The sequence below is a fragment of the Streptomyces sp. CA-278952 genome (assembly GCF_028747205.1).
Classification (GTDB): Bacteria; Actinomycetota; Actinomycetes; order Streptomycetales; family Streptomycetaceae; genus Streptomyces.
Genome location: NZ_CP112880.1, coordinates 4086681 through 4101006, shown reverse-complemented (window position 1 = coordinate 4101006; position 14326 = coordinate 4086681). Strand labels below are relative to the sequence as shown.

At 70.2% G+C, this 14326-nt stretch carries 15 protein-coding genes; 7 read left to right on the top strand and 8 right to left on the bottom strand.

Going from position 1 to position 14326, the window contains the following annotated elements:
• Positions 1 to 73: 73 nt before the first annotated feature.
• The gene (locus N7925_RS18375; RefSeq protein WP_274344491.1) at positions 74 to 1381 is read right to left on the bottom strand and encodes an MFS transporter; all 1308 of its coding nucleotides are present in this window, start codon (positions 1379 to 1381) and stop codon (positions 74 to 76) included.
• Positions 1378 to 2061, bottom strand: a complete 684-nt coding sequence (locus N7925_RS18370) for a GntR family transcriptional regulator (RefSeq protein ID WP_274344490.1) — start codon at positions 2059 to 2061, stop codon at positions 1378 to 1380. Before N7925_RS18370 ends, N7925_RS18375 begins: the two co-directional genes overlap by 4 nt.
• 123 nt (positions 2062 to 2184) lie before the next feature.
• Here N7925_RS18370 and N7925_RS18365 point away from each other — a divergent pair, with 123 nt between their 5' ends.
• From N7925_RS18365 to N7925_RS18355, 3 genes are all read left to right on the top strand, one after another.
• Positions 2185 to 2520, top strand: a complete 336-nt coding sequence (locus N7925_RS18365) for an ArsR/SmtB family transcription factor (protein ID WP_265600638.1) — start codon at positions 2185 to 2187, stop codon at positions 2518 to 2520.
• A complete protein-coding gene (locus N7925_RS18360) occupies positions 2520 to 3194 on the top strand; it encodes a cation diffusion facilitator family transporter (protein WP_274344489.1) in 675 nt (224 codons plus the stop codon). The genes N7925_RS18365 and N7925_RS18360 overlap by 1 nt, the downstream gene beginning before the upstream one ends.
• Before the next feature lie 84 nt (positions 3195 to 3278).
• On the top strand, positions 3279 to 4178 hold the full coding sequence (locus tag N7925_RS18355; RefSeq protein WP_018957246.1) for a D-alanyl-D-alanine carboxypeptidase family protein: 900 nt from the start codon (positions 3279 to 3281) through the stop codon (positions 4176 to 4178).
• A gap of 76 nt (positions 4179 to 4254) precedes the next feature.
• Here N7925_RS18355 and N7925_RS18350 read toward each other — a convergent pair whose 3' ends face one another.
• Together N7925_RS18350 and N7925_RS18345 are read right to left on the bottom strand one after the other, a co-directional pair.
• Positions 4255 to 4440 (bottom strand): DUF397 domain-containing protein, encoded by a 186-nt coding sequence (locus N7925_RS18350; RefSeq protein WP_274344488.1) that lies wholly within the window; start codon positions 4438 to 4440, stop codon positions 4255 to 4257.
• A complete protein-coding gene (locus N7925_RS18345) occupies positions 4437 to 5324 on the bottom strand; it encodes a helix-turn-helix domain-containing protein (RefSeq protein ID WP_097909948.1) in 888 nt (295 codons plus the stop codon). Before N7925_RS18345 ends, N7925_RS18350 begins: the two co-directional genes overlap by 4 nt.
• A gap of 197 nt (positions 5325 to 5521) precedes the next feature.
• Here N7925_RS18345 and N7925_RS18340 point away from each other — a divergent pair, with 197 nt between their 5' ends.
• Positions 5522 to 5950: an ATP-binding protein gene (locus tag N7925_RS18340; protein WP_274344487.1), complete on the top strand. Its 429-nt coding sequence runs from the start codon at positions 5522 to 5524 to the stop codon at positions 5948 to 5950.
• Between the two features lie 59 nt (positions 5951 to 6009).
• Here N7925_RS18340 and N7925_RS18335 read toward each other — a convergent pair whose 3' ends face one another.
• The 3 genes from N7925_RS18335 to pdhA are packed head-to-tail and all read right to left on the bottom strand — an operon-like array spanning position 6010 to position 9616.
• Positions 6010 to 7461, bottom strand: coding sequence for a dihydrolipoamide acetyltransferase family protein (locus N7925_RS18335; RefSeq protein WP_274344486.1), 1452 nt, complete (start codon positions 7459 to 7461; stop codon positions 6010 to 6012).
• 11 nt (positions 7462 to 7472) lie between these two features.
• The gene (locus tag N7925_RS18330) at positions 7473 to 8453 is read right to left on the bottom strand and encodes an alpha-ketoacid dehydrogenase subunit beta (RefSeq protein WP_274344485.1); all 981 of its coding nucleotides are present in this window, start codon (positions 8451 to 8453) and stop codon (positions 7473 to 7475) included.
• A gap of 2 nt (positions 8454 to 8455) precedes the next feature.
• Complete coding sequence (gene pdhA / locus N7925_RS18325; RefSeq protein WP_018957252.1) at positions 8456 to 9616, bottom strand: pyruvate dehydrogenase (acetyl-transferring) E1 component subunit alpha; 1161 nt, start codon at positions 9614 to 9616, stop codon at positions 8456 to 8458.
• Between the two features lie 347 nt (positions 9617 to 9963).
• On the opposite strand from pdhA, the gene N7925_RS18320 reads away from it, so the two are divergent.
• The 3 genes from N7925_RS18320 to N7925_RS18310 all read left to right on the top strand — a co-directional run bounded on the left by N7925_RS18320 (position 9964) and on the right by N7925_RS18310 (position 12425).
• Positions 9964 to 10623: a response regulator gene (locus N7925_RS18320; protein WP_274344484.1), complete on the top strand. Its 660-nt coding sequence runs from the start codon at positions 9964 to 9966 to the stop codon at positions 10621 to 10623.
• A gap of 88 nt (positions 10624 to 10711) precedes the next feature.
• Positions 10712 to 11233 carry a pyridoxamine 5'-phosphate oxidase family protein gene (locus N7925_RS18315; RefSeq protein WP_274344483.1) on the top strand — a complete coding sequence of 174 codons (522 nt, stop codon included), beginning with the start codon at positions 10712 to 10714 and terminating at the stop codon, positions 11231 to 11233.
• 160 nt (positions 11234 to 11393) lie between these two features.
• Complete coding sequence (locus N7925_RS18310) at positions 11394 to 12425, top strand: phosphotransferase (protein WP_274346496.1); 1032 nt, start codon at positions 11394 to 11396, stop codon at positions 12423 to 12425.
• 77 nt (positions 12426 to 12502) lie between these two features.
• Here the strand turns inward: N7925_RS18310 and N7925_RS18305 are convergent, their stop codons facing one another.
• Positions 12503 to 14098, bottom strand: a complete 1596-nt coding sequence (locus tag N7925_RS18305; RefSeq protein ID WP_274344482.1) for a protein kinase domain-containing protein — start codon at positions 14096 to 14098, stop codon at positions 12503 to 12505.
• Between the last annotated feature and the right edge of the window lie 228 nt (positions 14099 to 14326).

Here is a 14326-nt window from a genome sequence, read left to right as displayed (position 1 = left end):
CCGCCCCAGCGCCCCGGCGGCGCCCGTCCCGGACCATGGGCGACGGGCGCGCCGCCGAGCGCGAAGGAGACGGTTACGCCGGTACGTGCACGGCCTCGACGCGGCTCACCACGTGGTGCTCGCGTTCCCTGAGCGCCGCCCGGCGGCGCAGCCGCAGGATCTGGGTGACGCCGAGCGCCTCCAGGACGAAGACCGAGGCGAACGCGGCGCGGTAGTTGTCGCCCGTGGCGTCCAGCAGGAACCCGACGGCGAACAGGGTGGTCATCGAGGCGATGAAGCCGCCCATGTTGACGATTCCCGAGGCGGTGCCCTGCCGCTCGGGCGGATTGGCCGGGCGGGCGAAGTCGAAGCCGACCATCGAGGCCGGTCCGCAGGCGCCGAGCACCACGCACAGGACGACCAGCAGCCACATCGGCGTGTGGTCGGCCGGATAGAAGATCGCGGACGCCCAGAGCAGGGCCGTCGTGGCCACCGTGCCCAACGCGATGGGGACCCGTGCCTCGTGGTGGCGGGCGATGATCTGCCCGTAGACGAGCCCCACCACCATGTTGGACAGCACCACCAGAGTGAGCAGCGTGCCCGCCGTGCCCCGGCTCAGCCCCTGCGCCTCGACCAGGAACGGCATCCCCCACAGCAGCAGGAACACCATCGCCGGGAACTGGGTGGTGAAGTGCACCCACATCCCGAGCCGGGTCCCCGGCTCCCGCCAGGCGGCGGCGATCTGGCGGCGGACGTACGCGGCCCCGGCGTGCTCGGCGGGCGGCGGCTCGTGGCCCTCGGGGTGGTCCTTGAGGAACAGCAGGAGCGGCACCAGCACCAGGACACCGGCCAGCGAGCTGCCGACGAACGTCGCGGTCCAGCCGTAGCTGTGCAGCGCCCGCGCGATGAACAGCGTCGAGACGAGGTTGCCCGCCATCCCGAACAGCGCCGCGACCTGCCCGATCAGCGGTCCGCGCCGGGCCGGGAACCAGCGGCTGCCGAGCCGCAGCACGCTGATGAACGTCATCGCGTCGCCGCAGCCGAGCAGCGCGCGGGCCGCCAGCGCCATGCCGTACGACGGGGAGAGCGCGAAGCCGAGCTGCCCGACGGTGAAGAGAACGGCCCCGATGGTGAGGACCTTCTTGGTGCCGAGCCGGTCGACCATCAGGCCGACGGGTATCTGCATGCCCGCGTAGACGAGGAGCTGGAGGATCGAGAACGTGGACAGCGCGGAGGCGTTGACGTCGAACCGGTCGGCGGCGTCGAGTCCGGCGACGCCCAGGCTCGTACGGAAGATGATCGCGACGAAGTAGACGGCGACCCCGATGCCCCAGACCCAGGCGGCAGTCCGGCCGCCGGGCGGGTCACCGGGCAGCGAGAGCGTGGGGGCGGCCGAACTCACCGGTCCTCCCCCCGCACCAGCACCCGCACCCGGCCGACATGGCGGCGCACGACCAGGGCCGCCCCCTCGGCGTCCCCGGCGCGGATCGCCTCCAGCAGCTCACCGTGCTCGGTGATGTTGGCCTCGATCCTGCCCGGGTGGGACTCCATCACCGCGACGCCCATCCGCAGCTGACGGTCGCGCAGCTGGTCGTAGAGGCGGGAGAGGATCTCGTTGCCGGCGTTCTTCACGATCTCGGCGTGGAAGCAGCGGTCCTTGACCGCCACGGCGGCCAGGTCCCCGACCTCCGCCAACTGCCGCTGCTCCTCCAGGAGCTGCTCCAGCCGCGCGATCAACTGCGGAGACGCGGGCACCGCCCTGCGCGCGGCGAACTCCTCGACCAGCAGCCGGGTCTCCACTACGTCCTTGATCTCCTGCGCGGAGACGGCGAGGACGAGGGCGCCCTTCTTCGGGTAGAGCTTGATCAGCCCCTCGACCTCCAGCCGCAGCAGCGCCTCGCGCACGGGCGTCCGGGAGACGCCGACCGCGTCCGCGAGATCCCCTTCGGTGAGCAGCGTCCCGCCCTCGTAGCGGCGGCCCAGGACGGCTTCCTTGATGTGCGTGTAGACGCGCTCGGCGGCGGGCGGGCGCTTGAGGGAGGAGGGCGGCGGCTGTACGGGGGCGGAGGGTGCGGCAGGCATGCGCACAGCATAGATACAACATGCACGCATGTGGGCCCGCGTCCGGATTCTGGACCTCCGGGGCGACCGAGAGGTCAACAGTTCACCCTCTTCTGAATTCAGACTTGGCTGTACTATCAGCCCATGCTGACCGTCGCTTCCGACATCGAGGTGCTCGCGCGGTTCGGCCGCGCGCTCGCCGACCCGATCCGCTGCCGCCTGCTGCTCGCGCTCCGCGAGGCCCCGGCGTACCCCTCCGACCTCGCCGACACCCTGGGCATCTCGCGTACCCGACTCTCCAACCACCTGGCCTGCCTGCGCGACTGCGGCCTGGTCGTCACCGTGCCGGACGGCCGCCGGACACGCTACGAACTGGCCGACGAACGCCTCGGCAGCGCCTTGGGCGACCTGCGTTCCGCAGTGGTGGCCGTCGAGACCGACCGCACCTGCCCGGACGCGGAGACGAAGGGCTGCTGCTGATGACCACGCTCTCCCTGGGCCCCTCCCCGGCCCGCCGAGAGGCGCTCGCCCGCCGGATACGACTCCTGGTCGCGATCACCATCGCCTACAACGTCATCGAGGCGGTGGTGGCCCTCACCGCCGGAACGATGGCCTCCTCCAGCGCCCTGATCGGCTTCGGCCTGGACTCCGTCATCGAGGTGTCCTCCGCCGCCGCGGTGGCGTGGCAGTTCTCCGCCCGGGAGCACGCGGTGCGCGAGAGCCGGGAGAGGACGGCTCTCCGGATCATCTCCGTATCGTTCTTCGCGCTCGCCGCGTACGTCGCCATCGACGCGGTCCGAGCGCTGACCGGCACCGGCGAGGCCGAACCGTCCCCCCTCGGCATCGTCATCGCCGCGCTCTCGCTGGCCGTCATGCCGTTCCTGTCGGCCGCCCAACGGCGGGCGGGACGCGAGATCGGGTCCGCCTCCGCCGTCGCGGACTCGAAGCAGACCCTGCTGTGCACGTACCTGTCGGCCGTCCTGCTGGTCGGACTGCTCCTCAACGCCACGCTCGGCTGGACCTGGGCCGATCCGGTCGCCGCCCTCGCCATCGCCGGCCTCGCCGTCAAGGAGGGGCGCCAGGCCTGGCAGGGCAAGGGCTGCTGCGCCCCGACGGCCCATGGTCAAGCCTGCGCAAATTCACCCGATCAGTAACACATCCATTGCCCGCTCTCAGGAGTCTCACCTCCGAGCGGCACCCTTATGTGGCCGCATATCAGGGGCATTTGGAGCGTTCAGTTGAATATCGGCATCAAGCGCATCAATCGCGTCACCGTCACGGCCACCGTGACGCTCACCGCCGGTGCGGTGCTCGCGGGCAGCGCCTTCGCCTCCACGGCGCACGCCGCCACGCCGCCGACTCCGAAGATCGTCGCCAAGGGCGGCTTCGTGATGAACAACGGCACCGGAAAGACCCTCTTCACCAAGTCCGCGGACACCCGTCGCGCCACGGGCTCCACCACCAAGATCATGACGGCGCTGGTGGTCCTGTCGCAGAAGAACGTGAACCTGAAATCCAAGGTCACGGTCCAGAAGGCGTACAGCGACTACATCGTCAAGAAGAACGCCTCGTCCGCCCGGCTCATCGTCGGCGACAAGCCCACCGTCGGCCAGCTCCTCTACGGCCTGATGCTCCCCTCCGGCTGCGACGCCGCGTACGCCCTTGCCGACAAGTTCGGCTCCGGCAAGACCCGTGCGGCCCGCGTGAAGTCGTTCATCGGCAAGATGAACGCCACGGCGAAGAGCCTCAAGCTGAAGAACACCCGCTTCGACTCGTTCGACGGCATAGGGGGCGGCAACAACTACTCGACCCCGCGTGACCTGACGAAGATCGCCAGCAAGGCGATGAAGAACTCCACGTTCCGCTCGATCGTCAAGACCAAGTCGACGAAGCAGAAGGTGACCACGAAGAGCGGTGGCTACCGCTACATGTCGTGGAGCAACACCAACAAGCTGCTCAGCAGTTACAGCGGTGCCGTAGGCGTCAAGACGGGCTCCGGCCCGACCGCCAAGTACTGCCTGGTCTTCGCCGCGACCCGCAAGGGCAAGACGGTCATCGGCACGGTGCTGACGTCGTCCTCCGAGGCGAACCGCACCGCCGACGCGAAGAAGCTGATGGACTACGGCTTCAAGAAGTAGCCCGCACGCGTTGTACGGCGAAGGGGCCCGGCCCGCACGGTGTGTGCGGGCCGGGCCCCTTCGCCGTTGCCGAGGCCTACGGCTGCCGGCGCCGCAGGTCGGCCGTGAAGGCGTCCCAGGCTGCGGGAGCGAGGGTGAGGACCGGGCCGCCGAGGCGCTTGGAGTCGCGGACGGCGACGGTGCGGGGGATGTTGCGGGCGACCTCGACGCAGTCGTGTTCCTTGGTGCTGTAGCTGGACTTGGCGAACTTGAACGCTGTCATTCACTCATTCCTTTGGCGATGCTCTGCATGAACTGGTGCGAGTCGTGCGGCGACAGGCTCGACTTCACCAGGCTGTTGAACATCCCGATGAATACCGTGCTCCGCTCCGCGTCCTCGATCCAGATCTCGGAGCGCGACGCGTCCATGTGGACCACGTCCACAGCCCTCTCCTCACCGAAGGACAGGATGTTGAACGGACCGCCGACACCGCTGTGCCCACCTGCCCGGAACGGCAGCACCTGAATGTGAATGTTAGGCAGCTCCGACAGCTCACACAGGTGGTTAAGCTGCCGCCGCATGACGTCGGGACCTCCGATGAGCTGTCGCAAGGCAGCCTCCCAGATCACCGCGTGCATCAACAGCGGGTTGTCGCCATGCAGCCTTCGCTGCCGCCTCGCCCGTGTCTCCACCACCGCTTCGAGCTGTTCGATGTCGTCCCACGGCATATCCGCAACGGCCATCGCCCGAACGTAGTCGGCCGTCTGAAACAGCCCCGGGATCAAGGCAACCTGCCACTGCCTATTGCGCAACGCGCCATCCTCCATGGCGATGTAGTCCACGCCGCCCGGAACGAGGCCGTTGTCCCACCAGCCTTTTACCTTCCGGCGTTCTCGGTCCGTCTTCGCGAGATCCAGCAGCCCGATGATGACCTGGTCGTCCGTCATCCCATACAGCTGGCACAGCGCCCGGATGTCCGGATCACGGACCGGAACCCACCCGCTCTCCATCTTCACCACCTTGGTCGCCGTCGCGCTCAGGTACTCGGCAGCCTCTTGCTGCGTCATACCCGCTCCGAGCCGCAGACGTTGCAGCTCGCCACCGAGGCGTCGCCCAAGCACAGTTGACGTCCGACTGCCACGTGGCGCAGCTCCAGAATTCCGCATCTCGCCCTCCCGCTGATCGCGCCCAGTGTGCCAGGAAACACGCTGACGGCACCCACCATTCGCTCGTACGGGGAATATATTCCCCGGACTACTTGAGCGCGGGAGCCTTCTACCGCTACGTTCGGCGCTCATCCGCTCGCACAGCGGAGCCAACCAGGCACACCGCCGACTCCACCCCACCCCGGAGGCACCCACCCATGTCCGCAGCCCAGGAGACCCCCGTACCCGCCCCCACCCCCCTCCTCCGCGAGGACCGCGTCGACTACACGCCCACCGCGCACAGCGTCGTACGCAGCCGGCACCGCGCCGCCCGGCTCGTCCTCCAGTGGGGGCATCCCGCGCTCGCCGGTGACGCGGCGCTCCTGGTCAGTGAGTTGGCCACCAACGCGTTGCTGCACGGGGCCATCCGGGGGCGGCTCTTCCGGGTCCATCTCGCCCTCACCGCGAGCGCACTGCGTATCGCGGTGAGCGATCCGCGCGGGGAGCGGCTGCCCAGTGTCCGGCGGCCCGACGCCGAAGACTGTTACGGGCGCGGGCTCCTGGTCGTCGCGCAGCTCGCCGACGACTGGGGCGTCGAGCCGCGCACGGTGGGGAAGACCGTGTACGCCGAACTCGCCGTGCGGTGAGGGCCGGACATGCCGGTGGGCCCGTACGGAGAAACGTACGGGCCCACGGGGAAAAGCAGTTACGCCCAGGTGATCAGGCGCTTCGGCTGCTCCAGGATCGCCGCCACATCGGCCAGCACCTTGGAGCCCAGCTCGCCGTCGACCAGGCGGTGGTCGAACGACAGGGCCAGCGTGGTGACCTGACGTGGTTTCACCTTGCCCTTGTGGACCCACGGCTGGAGCTTGATCGCGCCGACCGCCAGGATCGCGGACTCGCCCGGGTTGAGGATCGGCGTACCGGTGTCGACGCCGAAGACGCCGACGTTGGTGATGGTCACCGTGCCGCCCGCCATCGCCGCCGGGGACGTCTTGCCGTCCCGGGCCGTGGTGACCAGCTCGCCCAGGGCCGCCGCGAGCTGCGGCAGCGTCTTGTCGTGCGCGTCCTTGATGTTCGGCACGATCAGACCGCGCGGGGTGGCCGCAGCGATGCCCAGGTTGACGTAGTGCTTCTGCACGATCTCCTGGTTGGCCTCGTCCCAGGCGGCGTTGACCTCGGGGTTCCGCTTGATCGCGACGAGGAGGGCCTTGGCGATGATCAGGAGCGGGTTGACCCGCACCCCCGCCATGTCCTTGTCCTCCTTCAGCTCGGCCACGAGCTTCATCGTGCGCGTCACGTCCACCGTGACGAACTCGGTGACGTGCGGCGCGGTGAACGCGCTGCCCACCATCGCCTGCGCGATGGCCTTGCGGACGCCCTTGACCGGGATACGGGTCTCCCGGGCGGAGTCGGAGGCCACGGCGGCTGCCGGGGCCTCGGGGGCCGCCTGCGAGGGGGCCGGGGCAGCCACCGGAGTCGTAGCGGCCGGGGCCGCCGCCGCGTGGACGTCCTCGCGGGTGATGACGCCGTCCCTGCCGGTCGGCACCACCGTCGCCAGGTCGATGCCCAGGTCCTTGGCGAGCTTGCGGACCGGCGGCTTGGCGAGCGGACGGCCGCCGGCCGGAGCGTCGGCCACAGGCGCGGAAGCGGGAGCGGGAGAAGCAGCCGGCGCCGCGTGCCCGTTCAGCTCGGCCTGCACCGCCGCCGCGACGGCGGCGGCCTCCGGTGCGGCCGTCGTCCCCTTGCGCGGGCGGCGCTTGGTGGAGGACTCGGCGACGCCGTAGCCCACCAGGACCGGCGTACGGCCCTTCGGCTCGGCTTCCGCCTCGGGCTCCTCCACCGGCTCCTGGGCCGGGGCGGCGGCCGGAGCAGGCGCGTCGCCGCTGCCCGGGGCCACGTCGATCGCGATGATCACCTGGCCGACGTCGACGGTCGTGCCCTCGGGGAAGCGCAGCTCGTGCACCACCCCGTCGAACGGGATCGGCAGCTCGACGGCCGCCTTCGCGGTCTCGACCTCGCACACGACCTGGCCGTCGGTGACGGTGTCGCCGGGCTGGACGAACCATTTGAGGATCTCGGCCTCGGTCAGTCCCTCGCCCACGTCGGGCATCTTGAACTCACGGAAACGAGCAGACGTTTCGGTCATCGTCGTCACGAACCCTCTCCTCAGAACGCCAGCGAGCGGTCGACGGCGTCGAGCACCCGGTCCAGGCCGGGCAGATACTCGTCCTCCAGCCGGGCCGGCGGGTAGGGGACGTGGTAGCCACCGACCCGCAGCACGGGCGCTTCGAGGTGGTAGAAGCAGCGCTCGGTGATCCGGGCGGCGATCTCCGCGCCGGAGCCGTAGAAGACGGGCGCCTCGTGGACGACCACGACCCGGCCGGTCTTCTCCGCCGACCTCTGGACGGCGTCGAAGTCGATCGGCGACATCGAGCGCAGGTCCAGGACCTCGATCGACTTGCCCTCCTCCTGGGCGGCCGCGGCCGCTTCCACGCAGACCTTCACCATCGGCCCGTACGCGACGAGCGTGAGGTCGCTGCCCTCGCGGACGGTCACGGCCTTGTGCAGCGGGCCGGGGATGGACTCGGTGTCGACCTCGCCCTTGTCCCAGTAACGCCGCTTGGGCTCGAAGAAGATGATCGGGTCGTCGCTCTGGACGGCCTGCTGCATCATCCAGTAGGCGTCGCTCGCGTTGGACGGCGAGACCACCTTCAACCCCGCGACGTGCGCGAAGAGCGCCTCGGGGGACTCGCTGTGGTGCTCGACCGCGCCGATGCCGCCACCGTACGGAATACGCACGACGACCGGCAGCTTGATCTTGCCGAGCGCGCGGGCGTGCATCTTGGCGAGCTGCGTGACGATCTGGTCGTACGCGGGGAAGACGAAGCCGTCGAACTGGATCTCGACGATCGGGCGGTAGCCGCGCAGGGCCAGGCCGATCGCCGTGCCGACGATGCCGGACTCGGCGAGCGGGGTGTCGATCACCCGGTCCTCGCCGAAGTCCTTCTGGAGCCCGTCGGTGATACGGAAGACGCCGCCGAGCTTGCCGACGTCCTCGCCCATGATGAGGACCTTGGGGTCGTTGTCGAGGGCGAGGCGGAGCGACTCGTTGAGCGCTTTCGCGATGGACATCTTTTCCACGGCCATGGCTACTTGCCCTCCTCGGCGGAATCGGCGAACGATGCCTGGTAGGCGGCGAACTGGGCCCGCTCCTCGTCCACGAGGGAGTTGCCGTCGGCGTAGCCGTGCTCGAACAGGGCCATCGGGTCCGGGTCGGGCATCGCACGCACCGCTTCCCGTACCCGCTTGCCGAGGGTCTCGCTCTCCTCGTCCAGCGCGGTGAAGAAGGCCTCGTCCGCGAGCTTGTCCTTCTCCAGGTACGCGCGCAGCCGCAGGATCGGGTCCTTGGCCTCCCACGCGGCCCGTTCCTCGTCGGCCCGGTACTTCGTCGGGTCGTCGGAGGTGGTGTGGGCGCCCATGCGGTAGGTGAACGCCTCGACGAGGGTCGGGCCCTCGCCCCGGCGCGCGCGCTCCAGCGCGGAGCGGGTGACGGCCAGGCAGGCGAGGACGTCGTTGCCGTCGACCCGGACGCCGGGGAAGCCGTAGCCCTGGGCGCGCTGGTAGAGCGGCACGCGGGTCTGGCGCTCGGTGGGCTCGGAGATGGCCCACTGGTTGTTCTGGCAGAAGAAGACGACCGGGGCGTTGTAGACCGCGGAGAAGGTGAACGACTCGGCGACGTCGCCCTGGCTGGAGGCCCCGTCACCGAAGTACGCGATCACGGCGGAGTCCGCGCCGTCCTTGGCGACGCCCATGGCGTACCCGGTGGCGTGCAGCGTCTGCGAGCCGATGACGATCGTGTACAGGTGGAAGTTGTTGCTGTTCGGGTCCCAGCCGCCGTGGTTCACCCCGCGGAACATGCCGAGGAGGTTGGTCGGGTCGACGCCGCGACACCAGGCGACCCCGTGCTCCCGGTAGGTCGGGAAGACGTAGTCGTCGTCGCGCAGGGCCCGGCCGCTGCCGATCTGGGCGGCCTCCTGGCCGAGCAGCGAGGCCCACAGGCCCAGCTCGCCCTGGCGCTGGAGGGCGGTCGCCTCGGCGTCGAAGCGGCGGGTGAGGACCATGTCCCGGTACAGGCCGCGCAGCTCGTCGGCGCTCAGGTCGATGCTGTAGTCCGGGTGCTCGACGCGCTCGCCCTCGGGCGTCAGCAGCTGTACGAGCTGAGGCTCGGCACTCTGCGGCTTCTTCGCGGCGCTGGTCCGCTTACTGGCGCGTCGCGGTTTACGCGCGGCGGCAGTGCTCTCCACGGTCACGTGCGTGCTCCTCCGTCGGTCCGGCCCCCGGGGTCTACCGGGGACCAGTGCGGCTCGCCTGGATCCGGAGCCGTGCACGGGGTGGGTGCCGGTCGGCCGGAGTCAGGCGTGACAGGTGCCCCGGCGAGTGCCCTGTCATAGGCACGTTACCCACAGCGTCGCAGAACTGCGAAACCCTATCTGACCTGCGATTTTGCTTGGATTTCCAAGTAAATCGAAAAAATCGCGAACCTCTGCTGGTCAGGGCACTGGAAGCAGCCTTGCGGGCCGCCGGAACAACGGCACGTTATCCCGCGGATCAGCGCCAGGGAAGAGCGGAGGAGAGGCGAGTGTGTGAGACTGCGATCGTGCGCGAAGATGGAAAAATCACGGTATTTCTGCTCGATGATCACGAGGTCGTCCGGCGCGGCGTCCATGAGCTGCTCTCCGTCGAGGCGGACATCGAGGTGGTCGGCGAGGCCGGTACGGCCGCGGACGCCCTGGTGCGGATCCCGGCGACGCGTCCCGATGTGGCGGTGCTCGACGTGCGGCTGCCGGACGGCAGCGGTGTGGAGGTGTGCCGGGAAATCCGTTCCCAGGACGAGAACATCAAATGCCTGATGCTCACCTCGTACGCCGATGACGAGGCGCTTTTCGACGCGATCATGGCGGGCGCGTCGGGATATGTGCTGAAGGCGATCCGCGGCAATGAACTGCTGAACGCCGTACGGGACGTGGCGGCCGGAAAGTCGCTGCTGGACCCGGTGGCCACCGCCCGGGTGCTGGAGCGGCTGCGCGACGGCGGCAGCGGCAGGGGCGACGACAAGCTCGCCGGCCTCACCGAACAGGAACGCAAGATCCTGGACCTGATCGGCGAGGGCCTGACCAACCGGGTCATCGGGGAGCGTCTGCACCTCGCCGAGAAGACCATCAAGAACTACGTCTCCAGCCTGCTGTCCAAGCTGGGCATGGAGCGCCGCTCGCAGGCCGCCGCGTACGTCGCGCGGCTCCAGGCCGAGCGCCGCTGAGTCCCGTCGCCCGCCGGGACTTTGGTCCCGGGCCACCCGGGGCAGGCGACTCTTACGCGGTCCCTACGGCCGGGGGACAGTGGAATCCATGTCCTTCGACGAACTCCCCGCGACCGGGACGATCCGGCGGGCCCCGGCCGGCACGCCAGGGTCTCCCGCGACCGGCACGATCGAGCGGGCCGAGCCGACCCGGGGAGCCGAGCCCATCGAACTGCTCCGCCGCGTCCCGTACGGCCGCCTCGCGACCAGCATGCGGGCCCTGCCGTTCCTGACGGTGGCCCGGCACATCGTGTGCGACGGTCGCATCCTGCTGCGGATGCACAGGGGCTTCGGCCACCACGAGGCGTGCAACGGGAGCGTCGTCGCGTACGGCGCGGACAACTACAACGCCGTCGCGTACGGCGCGGACCACTACAACGACGCGGCCTGCGCCGACGGCGGCGACCTGTGGTCGGTGCAGTTCACCGGCCCCGCCGAGATCGTGCACCCCTGCCCCGAGCAGGAGCGGCTGTTCGGCGCCGCGCCCGTCTCCGTCAACGGGGAGCCCTTCGCGCCGGCCTACCTCCGGGTCGATCCGCACTTCGTCACCGAGCACACGCTGAAGTTCTGAGGCATCCAGGCCTTCCAGACGGCGTCGGACGGCGTCAGACGGCCTTAGCGCACCTCCGGGCGTGACCGCAACTCCGCCGAGCGGCCACGCAGAGTGATCTAACATCTGGTAAGTGCCGCGCTCATATGTCACTCGTCCACCTGTTCCCCCGGTCGGCGAGGTGCTGCGCCGTTACCCGAACGTGGGCGAGCCGCTCGCCTGCGACCCGATCACCAAGGGCCTGCTGAACCACGGATACCGCGTCTCCACCACGAGCGGGTCCTACTTCCTCAAGCACCATCTCGACAAGAAGCACCTGGACGACACCAGCGGCGAACGTGCCGCGATCGTGCGCCAGCACCGCGCCACCCAGCGCCTGAAGTCGCTCGGCGTGCCCGTCGTCCCGCCCCTGACGGACACCCGGGGCGACACCGTCACCGTGATCGGCGAACGGTGCTACGCCCTGCACCCCTGGGTCGACGGCCTCCACCGGGTCGGCTCCGAGCTGACCCTCTCCCAGTCGCGCCGGCTCGGTGCGCTCCTGGGGACCGTGCACACCGGCCTGGAACAGGTGATGGCGCCGCGCGACGGCCCGCACCCGACGAGCCCGCCCGCCCGGCCGGGCCACCGCAGCCCGGACGCCGCCGACACCTTCGCGCTGATCGACGACCTGCTGGCCGCCGCGCGCGGGCAGGGCGGGCGGGACGCCCCCCGCGACGCCTTCGACGAACTCGCCGTGCACCGGCTCGTGGAGCGCCGCGCCCTGCTCGAACAGCACGCCCACCGCCGCCCGCCCACCCCGGAGGGGCCCGCCACCGGCTGGGTGCACGGGGACTTCCACCCGCTGAACCTGCTCTACCGGGGCGCCGACCCGGTCGCGATCGTGGACTGGGACCGGCTGGACGTACAGCCGCGCGCCGAGGAGGCGGTACGGGCGGCGGCGATCTTTTTCGTCCGCCCGGCCGGGGAGCTGGACCTCGCGAAGGTACGGGCGTACGCCCGCGCGTACCGGCGCGCCGCGGGGGCGGGCGCCGCCGAGCTGGCGGCCGCCGTACACCGGGTGTGGTGGGAACGGCTCAACGACTTCTGGATACTCCGCTGGCGCTACCGCCTCGACGACCGCAGGGCCGACCCGCAGTTCCCCGCGGTGTCGGCCCTGGCGGTGTGGTGGACGCGGGAGTACGAAGCGGTGTATGCGGCCTTCACGGAGTGACGCGGTTGCACCACCGCGTGAGCCCGGCGCGCGCCACGAGGGCGCACGCCGGGCTCAGAGGGTGGTGCGGTGGTGCGTTACGGCGTGGTGGCGCCGAGCGACGTGTCGCCGGGCGTCGTACCCGTACCGCCGTCGTCGCCGGCCCCGCCCTCGTCGTCGCCGCCGGCTCCGCCCGGGGTGCCGGGGTCGGTGGTCGGCTCGGTGGGCTCACCGGTGGGCTCGCCGCTGTTGCCCTCGTTGGTGTTGCCGTCCGAGGTCCCGGGGGCCGTGCCGGTCGGGTCCGGGGACGGGGTGAACGACGGCTTGCTCGGGATCGGGTCCGGGTTGTACGGCGGCGGATTCGGCTGCGTCTGGCCGCCGGTGGAGGAGGTGTCCGGGGCCTCCGGCTCGTCGCTCTCCTCCTCCTCGGACGGCGACTCCGAGGGCTTCTCCTTCTCGGACTGGCTGACCGAGGTGGACGGCGTGACCGGGTCCTTCTTCCCGCCGTCGTCCTTCGCGGCGTTGACGGCGAAGGCGACCCCCGCGCCGATCGCGACCAGCGCGAGCAGGACGAAGAGCCACATCTTGCCGCGCCCGCCGGAGCGTCGGCCGCCGCCGTCGTAGCCCCCGTCGTCCGGGTTGTACGGCGGCAGGATCGGGCCCTGCGAGGTGTCCCCGTGCGTCGGGTGGCCCATGGCGCGGGTGGAGCCGGACATCCCGTGCGGCGAGGTCTGGCCCCCCTCGTGCAGCGCGACCGGGCCGGTGTTCCACGTGCCCGTGTGACCGCCCTGCACCTGGAGCATCTGGAGGCTGTACTGGACGAGCCCGCGCATCTCCTCGGCGCTCTGGAACCGGTCGTCCGGGTCCTTCGCCAGCGCGCGCATCGCCATCCCGTCCAGCTCCGGCGGCACCACGTCCGAGACCTCGGACGGCGGCACCGGGATGTCCTGGACGTGCTGGTAGACCACCGAGAGCGGGGTCTCACCGGTGAACGGGGGCCGCAGCGCCAGCAGTTCGTAGAGCAGGCAGCCGGTGGCGTACAGGTCGGACCGGTGGTCCACGGCCTTGCCGAGCGCCTGCTCGGGGGAGAGGTACTGCGGGGTGCCCATGACCATGCCGGTCTGGGTCATCGTCGACTGCGCGCCGTGCAGCGCGCGGGCGATGCCGAAGTCCATCACCTTGACCGCGCCCGATTCCGTGATGATCACGTTGGCGGGCTTGATGTCGCGGTGCACGATGCCGTGCTGGTGCGAGTACGCGAGGGCCTCGAGCACCCCCGAGACGATGATCAGCGCCTGCTCGGGAGGCGGGGCCTCCGCGGTCAGGAGCAGATCGCGGATGGTGCGGCCCTCGACCAGCTCCATCACGATGTAGGGGACGGTCTGGCCGCCCACGACGTCCTCGCCGGAGTCGTAGACGGCGACGATCGCGTGGTGGTTGAGGCCCGCGACGGACTGTGCCTCGCGGGTGAAGCGCGCCTTGGAGACCGGATCCTCGGCCAGGTCGGAACGGAGCAGCTTCACCGCGACCGTACGTCCGAGCCGGACGTCCTCCGCCGCGTAGACCTCTGCCATGCCGCCCCGGCCGAGCCGGTAGGTCATCCGGTAACGTCCGTCACCGACCACGCCGCCGACACCCCAGGCGTCGGAGCCATCCGAAACTCCGCCGCCGTTTGCTTCGGAATCGGGTGCCATCAGTCCTCGCCGTCGTATCTGTCCGCGCGTCCGCGGGTTCTCACGGTGCCTTGCTGCATTGCAGCGTCACGCTACAGCCTCCACCGGACACCACGGTTCCGCTGCGGCAGGATCATCGGGCCACCCGGCGCGTCGTACACATGGATTTGATGCGTTTCCTGTAACGCTTCCGAGACGCTTCTTGTGCGTAGGGTCACGGAACGGGCACCCGGCTTGACGTGTCGGACC

What these genes read in the sequence shown, in the direction of transcription:
- N7925_RS18370 (WP_274344490.1), bottom strand. Translation starts at nt 2,061, where the DNA reads ATGCCTGCCGCACCCTCCGCCCCCGTACAGCCGCCGCCCTCCTCCCTC.
- N7925_RS18365 (WP_265600638.1), top strand. Translation starts at nt 2,185, where the DNA reads ATGCTGACCGTCGCTTCCGACATCGAGGTGCTCGCGCGGTTCGGCCGC.
- N7925_RS18360 (WP_274344489.1), top strand. Translation starts at nt 2,520, where the DNA reads ATGACCACGCTCTCCCTGGGCCCCTCCCCGGCCCGCCGAGAGGCGCTC.
- N7925_RS18350 (WP_274344488.1), bottom strand. Translation starts at nt 4,440, where the DNA reads ATGACAGCGTTCAAGTTCGCCAAGTCCAGCTACAGCACCAAGGAACAC.
- N7925_RS18345 (WP_097909948.1), bottom strand. Translation starts at nt 5,324, where the DNA reads ATGCGGAATTCTGGAGCTGCGCCACGTGGCAGTCGGACGTCAACTGTG.
- N7925_RS18340 (WP_274344487.1), top strand. Translation starts at nt 5,522, where the DNA reads ATGTCCGCAGCCCAGGAGACCCCCGTACCCGCCCCCACCCCCCTCCTC.
- N7925_RS18330 (WP_274344485.1), bottom strand. Translation starts at nt 8,453, where the DNA reads ATGGCCGTGGAAAAGATGTCCATCGCGAAAGCGCTCAACGAGTCGCTC.
- N7925_RS18315 (WP_274344483.1), top strand. Translation starts at nt 10,712, where the DNA reads ATGTCCTTCGACGAACTCCCCGCGACCGGGACGATCCGGCGGGCCCCG.
- N7925_RS18305 (WP_274344482.1), bottom strand. Translation starts at nt 14,098, where the DNA reads ATGGCACCCGATTCCGAAGCAAACGGCGGCGGAGTTTCGGATGGCTCC.